The sequence below is a fragment of the Paraburkholderia atlantica genome, assembly GCF_000092885.1.
Taxonomy (GTDB): Bacteria; Pseudomonadota; Gammaproteobacteria; order Burkholderiales; family Burkholderiaceae; genus Paraburkholderia; species Paraburkholderia atlantica.
Map to the genome: position 1 here is coordinate 933,153 of NC_014119.1, position 15,128 is coordinate 948,280.

A 15,128-nucleotide genomic window follows, 5' to 3' on the forward strand; every position below is an offset into this window, starting at 1 on the left:
GGTCTGCCAGCCGCGACGCCGCACGTCGTGACCGGCCACCCCCCGCGAGAGCGGGCATCCGCCTTCAGTGCTCGACCTGCCAGCGCAGCACCGGATGTGTCGCGCCCGTCGGCATCACCCATGCGCCATTGCTGCCGAAGTTCCAGCCGACGAAACTCCTCGGATCGCTCATCTGCGCGGTGGTCAAGCCGTTCGAAGCCGGCAGATTGCCGCCGCTTTTTGCTTGTCCCGTCGTTTCGGTATCCCAGTAGACGTCGCTGCCGAGTCCTGTGCAGAATTCGCAGACCCCGCCCACCGTCACAAGATTGAACGCTGAGACCTTGCCCGACGCGAACGACTCCGTGATCGTCCCGGTGTTGCGGTTGACGAGGCCGCCGGACGAGCCGCGTGACTCGTTAGCGGCAACGTTGCCGGTCGCGTAGGACTGGGTGATCGTGCCCAGATTGCTATAAACGAGGCCGCCGCCGCCGGAGTCCGCCGTGACGTTGGCGCCGCTGCCGGAGCGCGCGATCGTTCCATAGTTGGTGCCGACGAGACCACCAAGCGTCGCGCCGGCGGCATTGGATGCCGGCGCGATGTAACCCGAGGTGAACGTATTGATGATCAGCCCGTGATTGCTCATGGCGAGAATGCCGTCGGACCTGTAAGACGGCGCATAGGTGCCCGACTGCGCGTTCAGGATGTTCACGTCCCTGACCGCGCCGTTCGCGGCAATATCGCTAAACACAGCGTCCGTGTCGGGCCTGATGTTGGACACGCTGTGCCACATGCCGTCAAATTGACCGGTGAACGACAGCTTGCTGGCGAATCCGAGCGTCTTGAACGCGTAGCCGCCCGCGTCAATGTCGCGGCCCAGCGCATAGTTGCCGCTCATATCGTTCTCGATGTTCTGCAGATCCTGCGCCGTATTGACGAGCTTGTAGCCGGTGATCTGCGAGAGCAGCCCGCTATAGTCTGGCGCGGCCCACCCACCGTTCGCGAGTATGGTGCCTGGCGTGAAGCCGCCGGTCATGTCATAGAACGCGCTTACCGTGCCGGTGCTTTGCGACCAGTCGATCATTCCGTTGTTCGTGACGCTGCCGCCGTTGTTCACGCCGGCCGCGTCGGCGCGAAGCGTCAGCGCGCCGCCGCCCTGGTTGCTGAAGGTGACGCCCGGGCCGACCGATACGCTATGCGCCGCGTTCAGCGCGAGCGATGCGCCGCCTGTCCACTGAATGCTTTGATCCGCGTCGATGTCGCCGCTCCGGCCTGCTGCACCGGTGGTCGTCATTGAGATCGACGTACCGTCGTTCATGCTGCGCGCGAATGAGCGCGCCGCGCCGTTATCGAACGTGTAGGCGGGCAGCGTGACGTTCCATTGACCCGCGACGACCTTCGCGAAGTCCCCCCAGAACGTGAAGAGCCCCGTGTCCATATCGACCGTGCCGCCTTTGCCGTCCGCGTTCTTCGCGGCGATGTTGCCCGCGAGAATCACCTGTCCACCGGGGCCCGTGACGAGCCACACATGCCCGTCGCGCACGGCGGTGCCGGTCGCACGCAGGACGTCGGCGTTGCCAGCGAGGGCATAGATGTTGCCGTCAACGGCTTGCAGGCTGACCTGCGCCGCTTCGACCGCGCCCGTGTTGACGATCGCGCCGCCGCTCGCTGTCTGCACGAATATCTGCCGCGAGCTGGAGGAGTCCTGCAACAGCACCTTGGTCCCGACACCGACTTCGGCGGTGCCATTCGGCGCGCTGACGTTGCCGTAGTTGTCCACTTCCTTCGCGGCTATCAGCAGTACGTCACCGTTCGTCGAGCCGATATTGCCGAGATTGACCACGCGATGATCCGACCCGCCGGAAAACGTCAGCGCGGAGCCGTTCATGAACGACGCGTTGTCGGTGTCGAGCGTGGAGGCGACGAAGCGGCCGCCCGTCGTGACGACACCTTGCGGCCCGATCAGCACGCCTTGCGGATTGATCAGGTAGACGCTGCCCGTCGCGTTCAGCTTGCCGAGCAGCATTGACGGCGAACCGCCTGTCACGCGGTTCAGCGTCGCGCCGTCGCCGTTGTTGAAGATGACCGTGTTGCCCTTGCCAATAGAGAAGCGATTCCAGTCGATCACGCCGCGCGTTGAGCCCGGCTGTGTGACCACAAGCTCGTTGCCCTGGGCGGCTATCGTGCCCGCGCCGGCGACGTAACGGCCGCCTTGTGGAAGGACGCCCGCCGCGAGCGCCACGGGTGTCAGGGACAGTCCAGTCAGCGAAATGCCGATGGCCAGCAGGGAGCCTGCATTTGAATGTTGCCGACGCTGTGCGCGTAGCACATTCCGAGGTAGGTTCGGTCGTGACATACCCTCTCCCGAGTCCACGCAAAATGGCTGCCGACGACCCGCAGAGTGGAGCGCAGATACATTGGTCGCAGCGTCTGAAGAATAGCTCCCGGCCCCGCGCATGCATGCCGATATCTCTGCGTTTTGCGCCTTGTCGTCTGTGCAGTTCGGGCCACTTGTTGTGTGGCGACATCTTTTGGCGCGTCTACGAAATACCTGTGGACAGCCGATGGCGATAGACAAAAGCGAAGCGCTTCATACGTGTTTGCTTGCTGGGCTTAAGCAGCATGGTTACCGCCAGTTGCCGGCGTCGAAATTCCCCCGGTGCGCAATGGACTCCGACAGGCATGACTGCCGCTGCAGACTTTAGCCGCGCTCGGAATATCTTTTTCTCCTCCCCGTTTACTCAACACCTCTCTTCGGCATCCGATTTGCCGATTTCACCCCGCCACATCTCATCGCAGGTTGCCAACCGCGAGGCATCGTCATGCTCCTGACAGGTGACCCGCTGCCCGGCCATGGATAACACGCGACTCGACTTTCAATGGAGGTTAAGCCACACATCAATACCTAACCGAAGATGTTTCCGTAGACGCGGGTCAACCTCAGGAGCCATCATGAAATCGCTATTCAAGCCCCGCAGCTTCAGACCACTGGGTTCTGGCGCTGCCAGCCTGTCCGCTGCCGTCTTCATCGGCGCGTTGGCCGCAGGCCAAGCACGCGCGGAACAGCCGCCGCCGCCTTGCCATCCGAATCCGAACGCGGCAGCTGACAGCGCGCTGGTGCGTCAGCGCGGCGACATCGCGCACCTGCCGGATCCGCTGCAAGATCTCCTCCAAAGGATGGCCGAACGGCCCCATAGCTATTTGCCAATTCAGGCCTATGCCGAGGCCGACAAACCGAGCCAGCTGTTCCAGTATTTCCTGCTGTCCACAGTAGGATTCGAACCCAATACCTTCACGACACGATTCCCGGGCATCAACGACCAGGCGATGCTGACGGCAACTGGCGGCAACTGCGGCTTGCCCACCATCGGTGCGGTGCGCCTGGTGGTCGAACCGAAGCCCGGACTGCCCACTGATCCCGCTAACGTTCGCGCCTTCATCGATGTATTTACCGACCTTTCCAATCTGTTTGTGATCAACAACGAAAGCGGCTGGTATGAGGGCTGGATGATCCACGATCTGCAAGTCCCGAATGTCGCACCGCCCCGTCCCGACGGGCACGCCCAGTTCGGCACAATGACAGTCGCAGACGCAGCCGCTTTGCGGGCAATGGGTACGCACCACAACGTGCCGGGCCAGCTCTTCACAATGGATGGCAAGTCACCGCATTTGCCCGATGCTTCGGACCACTTCCCCGACCGCCAGACCAATATCGTGCCGATCCAGTTAAGCATGGGGGCGCTCAACTGCATGCAGCAGACTGATTGTCACGGCTACTGGGAATTCAACTACACGACCAACTGGATCCATCCACTCTACGAGTTGCCTTTTACCGGAGGTATTCCCGGTAGCTTTGAAGCCGGCAAAGTTGGCGAGCTGTCGTCACTGATCCCCGGCGCTGGACCGGCAGGTGCGAAGAACAGTGCGATCGACTATGGTGACGATCCGAACAATACGGCCCCACTGGGTGGTGCAGGTCCGCGCGACCCCGACCGATTCGATGCCGAAGTCGATAACCAGCGTGAATACCGCCAGCGCTTCATCCCAAGCGGACTGGCGCACGAAATCTACCTGGACACCTACGTGCGACTGGCGTCGTTCGAGCAGGGCACGCCATTCCCGCAGCGCTTGTACGACGCCTATGTGGCCGAAGTCAAACGGGTCGATACCAATGGCGACGGCGTCATTTCGGCACGCGAGGGAGACGTGGATACTCCCAGCGATGGGTTCCCGGACAATTCCCGCCTGTTCTTGCCAGCGACTTCGTTCCGTCGCTTTGCCGTGACGCGCGAAATCAATGACGGCTACCTGGCGCCGAGGTTCGCGCCCAGCCAACGGGCGTGGGTACTGACTGGCGCTGCCATAAGCGTAAGCCCGCCGAGGCCGGCGTCTGCGGGCCGCGACGGCGACGACCGCTGAAGGCAATTCGCAACTCGTCGAACTGACGGGCCGTTTAATGAGTTGCGACAGGCGCTCGGCCCGTACCGTGCGCTTTGAAGGTCGACAGGAGGACCGCCCAAGAGGCGGCCCTCGCTGTCGGCGTTAAGCTTGCTGGCGCGGCCTATCTGATCTGGTTCGGGCTGCGGCTCGTTGTGTCGGCACGGGCAACCCCCTCAGGAGCACGTCACCCGACGAAGGCGCCTCTATCTCGTGCCGCGTTCCTACAAGGTATCGCGACAAATATCGCGAACCCGAAGTCCATCGCCTTTTACGCGGCGGTCTTTTCCTCAGCGGTGCCCACCCACGTTTCCATGCCGACGTTCATCGCGATGCTTGCTACTGTCGGTGCATCAGCGACGTGCTGGTACGGAGCAGTCGCGCTCGTTTTATCGCACACGGTGATTGCGACGGCCTATCGTCGCGCGAAGGCATGGATCGACCTCACATGTGGAGGGCTCATGATTGCGCTGGGAATCCGGCAGGTATTTCGTTAGCGAAGCGCCCGACACATCGAATGAACAAAACTAATGGACAAATGAAATAATGCCATTTTTCTTCATGGAACGAAGACCCTATCATGGCTGCCAATCCTTGCATCGTTCCTTGCAATTTTTCATCGGAAGGCAGCCTCCATGGTCACGACACATAATCTCGGCTTCCCGCGCATCGGCGCAAAACGCGAACTGAAGTTCGGCCTCGAACGCTACTGGAAGGGCGAATCGTCGCGCGAGGAACTGAAGGCGCTCGGCGCGCAACTGCGCGCGCGTCACTGGAATGACCAGCGTGAACTCGATCTCGCACCGGTCGGCGATTTCGCGTTCTACGACCAGGTGCTCGACATGAGCTTCACGCTCGGCAATCTGCCCGCACGCGTGCAGGGCTTTCATGGCGACAAGCTCGACAACTACTTCCGCGTCGCGCGCGGCCGCTCGGCGCAGGATGCCGAAGAGCATGCCGCATGCTGCGGCGGCGTCGCGGCCGGCGAAATGACGAAGTGGTTCGATACCAACTACCACTACATCGTCCCCGAGTTCACGGCCGATACGACGTTTAACCTCGATACGTCCGGCTTCCTCGAACAGCTGCGTGAAGCGCGCGAGCAGGGCGTGAAGGCGAAGCCGGTGATCATCGGCCCGATCACGTATCTATGGCTCGGCAAGGCGAAGGACGACTCCGACAAACTCGCGCTGTTGGCTCGCATCATGCCCGTCTATCGCGCGCTGCTCGACTATTTCAAGGTGATGGACGTCGAGTGGGTGCAGATCGACGAGCCGGTGCTCGTCACCGAACTCGATCCGGCATGGCGCGACGCGTTCGTGACCGCATATCAAGGCTTCGAGGAACGCGGCGTCAAGCTGCTGCTCGCTACCTACTTCGGCCAGCTGAAAGAGAACCTCGAACTTGCGTGCGGCTTGCCCGTCGACGGTCTGCATATCGACGCGATCAACGCACGCGAAGAAATCGCGCTGGCCGCGCGCAAGCTGCCCGCGCACAGCGTGCTGTCGGTCGGCGCGATCAACGGCCGCAACATCTGGAAGACCGATCTGAACGCCGCGCTCGAATGGCTGACGCCGCTCGCGCGCAAACTCGGCGATCGCTTGTGGCTCGCGCCGTCGTGCTCGCTGCTGCACGTGCCGGTCGATCTCGCGAGCGAAGACAAGCTCGACGCGGAAATCCGGTCGTGGCTCGCGTTCGCGCTGCAAAAACTCGACGAACTGAAGGTGCTCGCCACCGCACTGAACGGCGGCCGCGACAAAGTCGCGAACCAGCTCTCCGCCAATGCGGCCGCGATTGCCGTGCGCCGCGAGTCGCCGCGTGTGAACAACCCGGCGGTGAAGGCGGCGCTGGCGCGCATCGACGCGAAGCTCGGCAATCGCCAGCACGCCTATGCCGAGCGCGCGGCGAAGCAGGCCGCGCTGCTCGAACTACCCGCGTACCCGACCACGACGATCGGCTCGTTCCCGCAGACGGCGGAAATCCGCCATGCACGCAGCCAATTCAAAAGCGGCGCGCTCGACCAGCCAGGCTATCGGGCCGCGATGCGGCGGGAAATCGAGCGCAGCGTGCGCGAACAGGAAGCGCTGGGTCTCGACGTGCTCGTGCACGGCGAAGCCGAACGCAACGACATGGTCGAATACTTCGGCGAGCAACTCGACGGCTATGCGTTCAGCCAGTTCGGCTGGGTGCAGTCGTATGGCTCGCGCTGCGTGAAGCCGCCTATCCTGTTCGGCGACATCAGCCGTCCGCGAGCGATGACGGTCGAATGGATCAGCTACGCGCAGTCGCTGACGAACAAGCCGATGAAGGGGATGCTGACAGGCCCCGTGACGATCCTGAACTGGTCGTTCGTGCGCGACGACCAGCCGCGTTCGGTGTCGTGCTACCAGCTCGCGCTGGCGATCCGCGAAGAAGTGCTCGACCTGGAAAAAGCCGGCGTGCGCGTGGTGCAGATCGACGAAGCCGCGCTTCGCGAAGGCCTGCCGCTGCGTCGCGCGCAGTGGGGCGAGTATCTGCGCTGGGCGGTCGAGTCGTTCCGGATCACCGCGAACGGCGTGCGTGACGAAACGCAGATCCACACGCATATGTGCTATTCGGAGTTCAACGACATCATCGCGTCGATCGCCGGCATGGATGCGGACGTCATCACGATCGAGACCTCGCGCTCGGACATGGAGCTGCTCGACGCGTTCGACGACTTCAACTATCCGAACGAGATCGGCCCCGGCGTCTATGACATTCACTCGCCGAACATCCCGACGCAGCAGCACATCGTTCAATTGATGCAAAAGGCGGCGGAGCGCATTCCGGCACAACGTCTGTGGGTGAACCCGGACTGCGGTCTGAAGACGCGTCAGTGGGCTGAAGTGATTCCCGCGCTGACGAACATGGTTGCCGCCGCGAAGACGCTGCGCAGCCAGGTCTAGTAAAACGGCGAGCGAGCCGTCGCTTTCTTCGCGGCGGCTCGTATCCGGATCGGTTTGCCTCTCGGCGCCGAGCTTTGAGCAGGGCGCTACATTCCTTTCCGCCAGACAGATGCCGCGGTGTTACATGCCGCGCGTCCGTAGCACACGCAATCACAGTTCAATCGCGCCAATACCCACGCCAACCGTATTGGACGTTCAACCTGATTGATACACTTTCAAAATTCCTCCACCAGTTGGCTGCATCGTCAGCAGAAGCGGCATGCCGGCACCTCCATCCCGCGCCGAGGCAGTCTCGCGCGGCGGCGGCGCAGCGACCGGGAACGCTGATTGCGAGGTAATCACGATGGCCGCGCTTAGCCACGGTCACCCCGCAATCTCACATAGGAGAACCTCATGACCTCGGACAAGAATTCGAATCGACAGCCGTCGAACCCGGCGCAACCCGGCCGAGACAGCGGACAGCAGCAACAGAACCAGACTCCTCCGACGCATCAGGGCGGCCAGCGGCAGCCCTGAGCCCGATGAGTGACGGCGCGTGTGCAAGCGCCGTCGCTCGGACCCACGGAATTTCTAGCGAAATAGCGCCGCGAATGGCGGATCGTGACTACGAAGGCGACGTGGAAAAACTACACATCTATCTGTTCGGCGCACACGATGCGGTTCGGCACGAGCAGGCGCTGATCCGGCTCGACAAGGCGGGCTACATGGTCACGCTCCCGCGGCTCGTGGTCGAGGATCTGCCGACCTACACACAGGGACGTGAACGCCCCGAGCTGCAAAGTCTGATCCGGCGCATCGCGCCGCACGATACGCTCGTCGTACTCGAGCTCGCCGCGCTCGGCTGCAATGCGCGCGACATTCTCGCCACCGTGATGCAGTGCCGGAAGGCCGGCGCGGCGCTGCGGTGCGTCGAAGTCGGCCATACGGATCTGGCCGGACGTCCGGAGCCATCGGCGGTGAAGGCGCTGCGCGCGCTGGTGCGGCTCGATGCCGCGTGCCGCAGCCTGCGTAGCCGCGACAGTCTCGCCGCCGTGCGCGCGAGCGGCAAGCACACCGGCAGACCGCCTTCGCTGTCCGAGCAGCAGCGCCAACGCGTGCTGCAATCCCTCGGCAGAGGACAGTCGGTCAGCGAAGTGGCGCGACGCTTCGGCACTTCGCGCCAGACCGTGATGCGCATTCGCGCGGACACCCCAGCCATGTAGAAAATACCCGCCGGTTTCTTTCGTATCGTTCTTACCGCATCGCCGTTCGGGCATCCCGCGAGGCGCGTTTCGCGTGGGCGGTTGCGTGAAACGCGCCACGCAAGCTTCCATATGCCCTGTCCGTAACAGACCAGTTACGGACAGGGGCATGTGCTTTGCTTTGAAAGTTCACACGTCTAACCTCAACCTACAACCACATTATCAAACGTTGAGATCCGAACCCGAGGCGCGGCGCGATACCGTGTGAAAGCCATGAACGTGAAACGTCTGACTGTTTATGCAAACCCGGGATCACTGCGAGTCGTCGCAGTCTGGAAAAGCCTGATCGAACATCGTGCGCAAGTATGCGGCTGGTCCGCGCACGTGAACAACGCAGGCGGACGCGAGTCACTGAGCGTCGATCTGGTCGATTGCCCCGCCGAACGCCTCGCGATCATCTCGGCCGCGTTGAGCGCGGGACCGATGACGGTGCTGACGAGCGACGCGGAATCGACCATCCGTTCCTCATGAACCCTATGCCATAGTCCGCTCGCCCTTCGCGGCATGGCCTTTGAGCGGCCTCCGTGGCACTGCTCCCCAAGCGACCCCTGTGGTCGCTTCTCTTTTGCGCATCACGAGATTCGCCCGCTCACTTGCTGCGGCGGCGTCTGCTGACTCGCCTCGATGCGCGCGCGGAAATAATGCGCGGTGCGCAGCAGCCCTTCATCGAGCGACATGCCCGGCCGCCAGCCGAGCAGCTTTATCGCCAGCGAGATGTCCGGCTGCCGATGCCACGGATCGTCGGCCGGCAGCGGCTGCGCTTCGAGCGGCGAAGCTGAGCCGGTCACCGCGACGATGCGCTGCGCGATCTCGCGCATCGACACTTCGTGCGGATTGCCGAGATTGACAGGGCCGCCCGGATCGTCGGTGCTGTTCATCAGCAGGATGAAGGCATCGATCATGTCGTCGACATAGCAGAACGAGCGCGTCTGCGTACCGTCGCCATAGACGGTCAGCGGCTCGCCTCGCAGCGCCTGCATCATGAAGTTCGACACCACGCGGCCGTCGGACGGATGCATGCGCGGGCCGTAGGTGTTGAAGATGCGCGCGATGCGGATCGACAGACCATGCTGGCGGCGATAGTCCATGAACAGCGTCTCCGCGCAGCGCTTGCCTTCGTCGTAGCACGAGCGTGGACCGATCGGATTCACGTGGCCCCAGTAGTTTTCCTTCTGCGGATGCACGAGCGCGTCGCCATACACTTCGCTCGTCGATGCCTGGAAAATCCGCGCCTTAACGCGCTTGGCGAGCCCGAGCATATTGATCGCGCCATGCACGCTGGTCTTCGTCGTCTGCACCGGATCGTACTGGTAGTGAATCGGCGACGCAGGGCACGCGAGGTTATAGATTTCGTCGACCTCCACATACAGCGGAAACGTCACGTCGTGACGCATCAGCTCGAAGTTCGGACAGTCGAGCAGATGCGCGATATTGTCCTTCGTTCCGGTGTAAAAGTTGTCGACGCACAGCACGTCGTGTCCCTGCGTGACGAGCCGTTCGCACAGATGCGAGCCGAGAAAACCGGCGCCGCCGGTGACCAGAATGCGCTTGCGGGTGAGTTCTTTCATGGTGCGTGATCCTGTGGTTGGACCGCATGAGCGTCGAAAATCAGCATGGCGTCATGCCGTGACGTGCAGCAGCGCGTCGTGCCAGTCCTGCGCGAAACGGTCGATATGAAAACGCTCCAACGCCGTGCTCCGCGCGCCTTCGCCGAGCCGCCGCGCTTCGTCGGGATCGCGCAACAGTCCGAGCATCGCGTCGACGAGCGCATCGACGTCGGTATGCACGAAGCCGTTTTCGCCGTTGCGGATCACGGTGGCGAGCTCGGTGGTCGCGAGACCGACGATCGGCATGCCGATCGTCATCGCCTCGACGATCGCGAGGCCGAGGCTGGTCCAGCGGATCGGATTGAAAAAGAAGCGGTAGCGCGCGCTGAACGCGGCCAGATCGAGATTGCCGATTTCGCCGATGCCGTCGAGCCGCTGCGCGTCCATGCCGACGAGATCGAGCGGCACGCGCGTGCGCGTTTCGCTGAAGACGTCCGCGCCGAGCCGCCGGCCGCGCTGCGCGAGATGATTGACGACCACGATGCCGCGCTGCAGTTCGCCGCTGTAACGCACGCCGTCGGGCACCACGACGCCGTGTTCGATCACGCGCGTTGGCGTGACGCCGCTGTCCCACATCAGCCGGTTGAAATGCGTGACGTGAATTAGCAGCGTGCCGGGATCGTCGACCCAATGCCATTGCGCGAACGGGTTTTCCTGCGGCGGGTCGTGCTCGACGTAGACTCGCGGCAGAAGTCGCTGCGCGGCGCTCAGCACGTGCTCGCGGTCATATTCCCAGTGCGTGCGATGCTGGTACAGCACCACGTCGAACTCGTGATTGGCGACGTCGTCGATCGCGATCTCGTGCACGTTGTCGCCCCACGGCAAGACGCCGACCTTTCCGGCATAACCGGGCGGATGACCCGGTTTCGTCACCAGATGGAAATCGTGCGGCGTCTGGCTCAGGTAATACATGTAGTTGCCGTGGACGTGCCAGGTCAGCACGCGCAGTCGGCGGCAATTACGCAGCATGGTGCAGATCCTCGTAAAACAGCGAAACGGTTTCCTCATGCAGGCTGCCGGGCGCGCCTGGCTGCGCGCCGGGTGCGCGCGCAAGCTGCTCGCGGGCGGTCTCGACCACCTGTTCGACGCCTACGTTCAGCGCGCATGGATGGCCGTACGGGCAGTCGCGGAACATGCACGGCCGGCACGCCGGATAGTCGGCCAGCACGCGATGCCGCGCATGATCGAGCGGCGCCCAGCGTCGTGTGTCGCTGCCGCACGCGATCACGACCGACGCGGTCGCCATCGCCGCGGCGATGTGCGAGATGCCGGTGTCGTTGCAGACCACGAGCCGCGCATGTGCGACCAGCGCCGCGAGTCCGCCGAGCGACGTCGCGCCGGCCAGATGCAGCGCGGGCGCGCTCATCGCGCCGAGCACCGCGCAGGTCAGCGGCGCTTCGGCGGCCGTGCCGGTGATCGCGATCTGCCAGCCGTCGGCGGCGAGGTGGTCGGCGACGGCCGCGAAGCGCTCGGCGGGCCAGCGTCGCGACGGCAATTGCGAGCCGGGGTGAACCAGCACGAGCCGCTCGTCTTCGATGCCGTGACAGGCGCGCAGCGCGGCGTACTCGTCGAGGTCGGGCGCGGCCAGCGGGAACGCGAGGCGCCGGTCGTGCGCCGGCGCGCCGAGTGCGCTCATCAGCGCGAGATACCGCTCGGGCTCCGGCAGCGCATCCGGCCAATCGATGAAGCAGCCTTCGCGCGTGACCTCATCGGGTTGCACGAAGCCGGCATCGGCGCGCGCGCCGAGTCGATGCAGCAGATCGTTGGCGACGCCGCCGCTGCCGTGCAGCTGGAGCGCCAGATCGAAACGCCGGTCGCGCATCCGCGCGAAGAACGCGGGCAAGCCATCGTTCGTTTCCGGTTGCTCGGGAAAACCGACGGCGCCCGGAAACACGATCAGCTCGTCGACGAGCGCCGCATAGCGCTCGACGAACGCGCGCGCCCACGGCAGTCCGATCAGTGCGATATGCGCAGTGGGGACGGCGGCGCGCAGCGCGCGCAGCGCGGGCACCGCGCACAGCATGTCGCCGAGCTGCAGCGCGCGAAACACGACGATACGGCGCGGCGCGAGCGCCGTCAGTAGCGAGGGTACGGTCATGGAAAGAACACCTTGAAACGGATGGCGCCATAGAGCCGCCAGTAGATCGACAGGAACGGAATCAGAATGGACGTCCAGATCATTTCGGCGACGTGGCGCCAGCCGTGATTGCGCCCGCGCAGCCGACGCGCGCAGAAATAGCCGGTCAACCAGCACCACGCGATCACACCCGCGCCCGCGAGAATCGGCAGGTCCGCGAACCCACCGCCGATCGCAAGCAACGCGGCAGCGAGGATCGCGTAATACAGCAGCGGCGGCCGCGAGCCGATGCGGGTGCGAAACAGCTCGGGATGCTTGCGGTAAAGCAGCGCGTCGAATTGGCTCTTTTTCTGCTGCGCGATGCTGACGCCCCAACGCGCCGGCCGCACCGGATGCACGACCACCGCGTCGCGGGCGCGCACGATCTGGCCGCCGGCGGTAAGGAGCGTGAATTGCAGGTCCGAATCTTCGCGCCACGCCGACGTGAACCGTTCGTCGAAGCCGCCGGTCGCGACGAGCGCCGCGCGCGTGACGAACACGTTCGCGGTCGCGAACTCGGCGCGCGCGAGGCCGCTCGCGTCCGCTTCATAATCGGTCGGTAGTTCGGGTAGCTCGGGCAGCGGCACGACGATCCTGCCGGCGGCCGCCGTGGCACCGGATGCGAGCGCCGCGACGCCGGCCGTCAGCCAATGCGGATCGGGCAGTGTGTCGTCGTCGGTAAAGGCGATCAGCGACGCGCGCGCATACTGCCACCCCGCGTTGCGCGCCCCCGCCGGACCCTGGGTGCGCGTGACCGGCAGGTAGTGCACCTCCAATCCATGCGGCGCCTGCTCGCGCGCGAACCGTTCGACGCAGGCGCGCGTGGCGTCGTCGGGACCGTCGTCGCAGACCACGATCTCATAGCGATGCGGCGCGAACTGTTGCGCGCACAGCGCGTTGAGGCAGTTCGCGAGCATCTGGGGACGGCGATAGGTGGGCACCACCACCGACACGTCGGGCCACGACCCCATGCGCAGCGTGCGGCCGGTTTCCTCGGCATCCTCACTGCTGTAGCGCGCGGCCACGCCGCCATGCAGCGGCGCCGGACACATGACCGACGCGTTCATACGCGCCCCCCCGCCTTGTCGACGAGGAACGGACCGATCACGAGCGCGTCGAGCGGCGAAGTCCAGAACGACTCGACAGCGTCGCGCGGCGAATTCACCATCGGCTCGCCGCGCGTGTTGAACGACGTATTGACGAGGATCGGCACGCCGGTGCGCTGCTTGAACGCGGCCAGCAGGTCGTAGTACAGCGGGTGCTGCGCGCGGTTGATGGTCTGCACGCGCGCGGTTCCGTCCACATGCCGCACGGCCGGAATACGCGTGGCCTTATCGGCGCGCACATCGAAAATGAACAGCATGAACGGCGCGGTTTGGCCGTTTACGAACCATTCGTTTGCTTCCTCTTCCATCACGACCGGAGCGACCGGGCGGAAGTCTTCGCGATCCTTGATCTCGTTGAGCTTCGCCTGCATGTGCGGATCGACGGGCGACGCGAGGATCGAGCGCGCCCCGAGCGCGCGCGGCCCGAATTCGGTGCGGCCTTGATACCAGCCGATCACCTTGCCTTGCGCGAGCAGATCGGCGCTCTCGCCCGCGATATCGGCGAGGCGCCGGTACGGCACTTTCGACCAGCGCAGAAACTGCTCGATTTCCGCTTCGCTGTATTCGGGCCCGAGGTACGCGTGATCCATTTTCCAGCGACGCTCGCGGTCGCCGCGCGCGGCACGTTCGCGGTAGTCGGTCCACAGCGCCGCGCCGAGCGCGGTGCCCGCGTCGCCGGCCGCCGGTTGCACCCACACTTCGCTGAACGGCCCGGCGTCGCGCACCTTCGAATTCATCACGCAGTTCAGCGCGACGCCGCCCGCCATGCACAGGCGGCTCAAGCCGGTCTGCCGATGCAGCCAGTGCGCGAGTTCCAGCACGGTCTCCTCGAGCACGCGCTGCAACGAATTGGCGATATCGAAGTGGCGTTGCTCGAGCGGACCGCCGCGTTCGCGCGCCGGACCGAAGCGCTCGGTCAGACGCGGCGCATCGACGGTATAGCTGCCGTCCTGGCGGTACTTGACGATTTCGCGGAACACGTCGACATAGGCCGGTTTGCCATACGACGCAAGAGCCATCACCTTGTACTCGTCCGATGAATGCAGGAAGCCGAGCCAGTCGGTCACCGCTTCATAGAGCAGTCCGAGCGAGTGCGGCAGTTCGACCTGTTTCAGGCGCGTGTACTCGCCGCCGACGAATTGCCCCATGCTGGTCGTCACGCCTTCGCCGCGGCCATCCATCGTCAGCACGGCGGTGTCGTCGAACGGCGCGGCGAGAAACGCGCTCGCCTCGTGCGCGAGATGGTGCTCGACGAAGTGCCATGCGAAGCCGTGCTCGCGATCCACACCCTGGAAGCGCTTGCGCAGATGATGCGGCGCGCCGTCGAGCAACTGGCCCTTCGCGTTCGCGATATAGCTGAGAAACAGCGGGTCCCACGGCGACGCGGACGGATTGTCCGGACGCGTGCCGGCCGGATCGAACGGCAGCTCGATCGTCGCGCCCGGCTTCGTCGGCATGCCGCCGAACAGCGCGGGGTCGTACGAGTAAGCGACGTGATCGATGTCGGCGAGCGTGATGCCGGCGGCTTTCAGGCAGTAGTCGATCGCGTCGAACGGCAGCTGCCAGGTCGAGAACGGCACCGGACGTTTCGCGTGCTTGACGTGCGTGAAGCGTTCGTCTTCGGCGGCGGCGAGCACCACGCCGTCACGCAGCAGCGCGGCCGCGCTGTCGTGATAGACCGCATTGATTCCGAGTGTGTACATGGCGTTGGCAATGAG

The 15,128-nt window shown here is 64.3% G+C and carries 11 protein-coding genes and 1 pseudogene; 6 read left to right on the forward strand and 6 right to left on the reverse strand.

Going from position 1 to position 15,128, the window contains the following annotated elements; genetic code table 11:
* Nucleotides 1–64: 64 nt before the first annotated feature.
* Nucleotides 65–2,332 carry a two-partner secretion domain-containing protein gene (locus BC1002_RS31840; protein ID WP_013094084.1) on the reverse strand — a complete coding sequence of 756 codons (2,268 nt, stop codon included), beginning with the start codon at nucleotides 2,330–2,332 and terminating at the stop codon, nucleotides 65–67.
* 596 nt (nucleotides 2,333–2,928) lie between these two features.
* Here BC1002_RS31840 and BC1002_RS31845 point away from each other — a divergent pair.
* The 6 genes and pseudogenes from BC1002_RS31845 (at nucleotide 2,929) to BC1002_RS31865 (ending at nucleotide 9,052) form a co-directional block, all read left to right on the forward strand.
* Nucleotides 2,929–4,395, forward strand: coding sequence for a hypothetical protein (locus BC1002_RS31845; RefSeq protein WP_013094085.1), 1,467 nt, complete (start codon nucleotides 2,929–2,931; stop codon nucleotides 4,393–4,395).
* A gap of 110 nt (nucleotides 4,396–4,505) precedes the next feature.
* Nucleotides 4,506–4,910, forward strand: a pseudogene (locus BC1002_RS31850) (LysE family translocator); the annotation flags it as partial.
* Between the two features lie 138 nt (nucleotides 4,911–5,048).
* Nucleotides 5,049–7,340 (forward strand): 5-methyltetrahydropteroyltriglutamate--homocysteine S-methyltransferase, encoded by a 2,292-nt coding sequence (gene metE / locus BC1002_RS31855; protein ID WP_013094086.1) that lies wholly within the window; start codon nucleotides 5,049–5,051, stop codon nucleotides 7,338–7,340.
* 393 nt (nucleotides 7,341–7,733) lie between these two features.
* Nucleotides 7,734–7,856, forward strand: coding sequence for a hypothetical protein (locus tag BC1002_RS39465; RefSeq protein ID WP_013094087.1), 123 nt, complete (start codon nucleotides 7,734–7,736; stop codon nucleotides 7,854–7,856).
* Nucleotides 7,857–7,930: 74 nt separating this feature from the next.
* The gene (locus BC1002_RS31860; RefSeq protein ID WP_013094088.1) at nucleotides 7,931–8,542 is read left to right on the forward strand and encodes a recombinase family protein; all 612 of its coding nucleotides are present in this window, start codon (nucleotides 7,931–7,933) and stop codon (nucleotides 8,540–8,542) included.
* A 252-nt stretch (nucleotides 8,543–8,794) separates the two neighbouring features.
* Complete coding sequence (locus tag BC1002_RS31865) at nucleotides 8,795–9,052, forward strand: hypothetical protein (RefSeq protein ID WP_013094089.1); 258 nt, start codon at nucleotides 8,795–8,797, stop codon at nucleotides 9,050–9,052.
* A gap of 101 nt (nucleotides 9,053–9,153) precedes the next feature.
* Here the strand turns inward: BC1002_RS31865 and BC1002_RS31870 are convergent, their stop codons facing one another.
* Genes BC1002_RS31870 through BC1002_RS31890 form a run of 5 tightly spaced genes read right to left on the reverse strand, consistent with a single transcriptional unit; the run spans nucleotide 9,154 to nucleotide 15,113 of the window.
* Nucleotides 9,154–10,149, reverse strand: a complete 996-nt coding sequence (locus tag BC1002_RS31870) for a UDP-glucuronic acid decarboxylase family protein (protein WP_013094090.1) — start codon at nucleotides 10,147–10,149, stop codon at nucleotides 9,154–9,156.
* A 51-nt stretch (nucleotides 10,150–10,200) separates the two neighbouring features.
* Nucleotides 10,201–11,157, reverse strand: a complete 957-nt coding sequence (locus BC1002_RS31875; RefSeq protein ID WP_013094091.1) for a glycosyltransferase family 4 protein — start codon at nucleotides 11,155–11,157, stop codon at nucleotides 10,201–10,203.
* Nucleotides 11,147–12,286 (reverse strand): glycosyltransferase family 9 protein, encoded by a 1,140-nt coding sequence (locus BC1002_RS31880; protein ID WP_013094092.1) that lies wholly within the window; start codon nucleotides 12,284–12,286, stop codon nucleotides 11,147–11,149. Before BC1002_RS31880 ends, BC1002_RS31875 begins: the two co-directional genes overlap by 11 nt.
* Entirely contained in the window at nucleotides 12,283–13,371 is a 1,089-nt protein-coding gene (locus BC1002_RS31885; protein WP_013094093.1) for a glycosyltransferase family 2 protein, read from the reverse strand. The genes BC1002_RS31880 and BC1002_RS31885 overlap by 4 nt, the downstream gene beginning before the upstream one ends.
* Entirely contained in the window at nucleotides 13,368–15,113 is a 1,746-nt protein-coding gene (locus BC1002_RS31890) for a carbamoyltransferase family protein (protein ID WP_013094094.1), read from the reverse strand. Before BC1002_RS31890 ends, BC1002_RS31885 begins: the two co-directional genes overlap by 4 nt.
* Nucleotides 15,114–15,128: the final 15 nt, after the last annotated feature.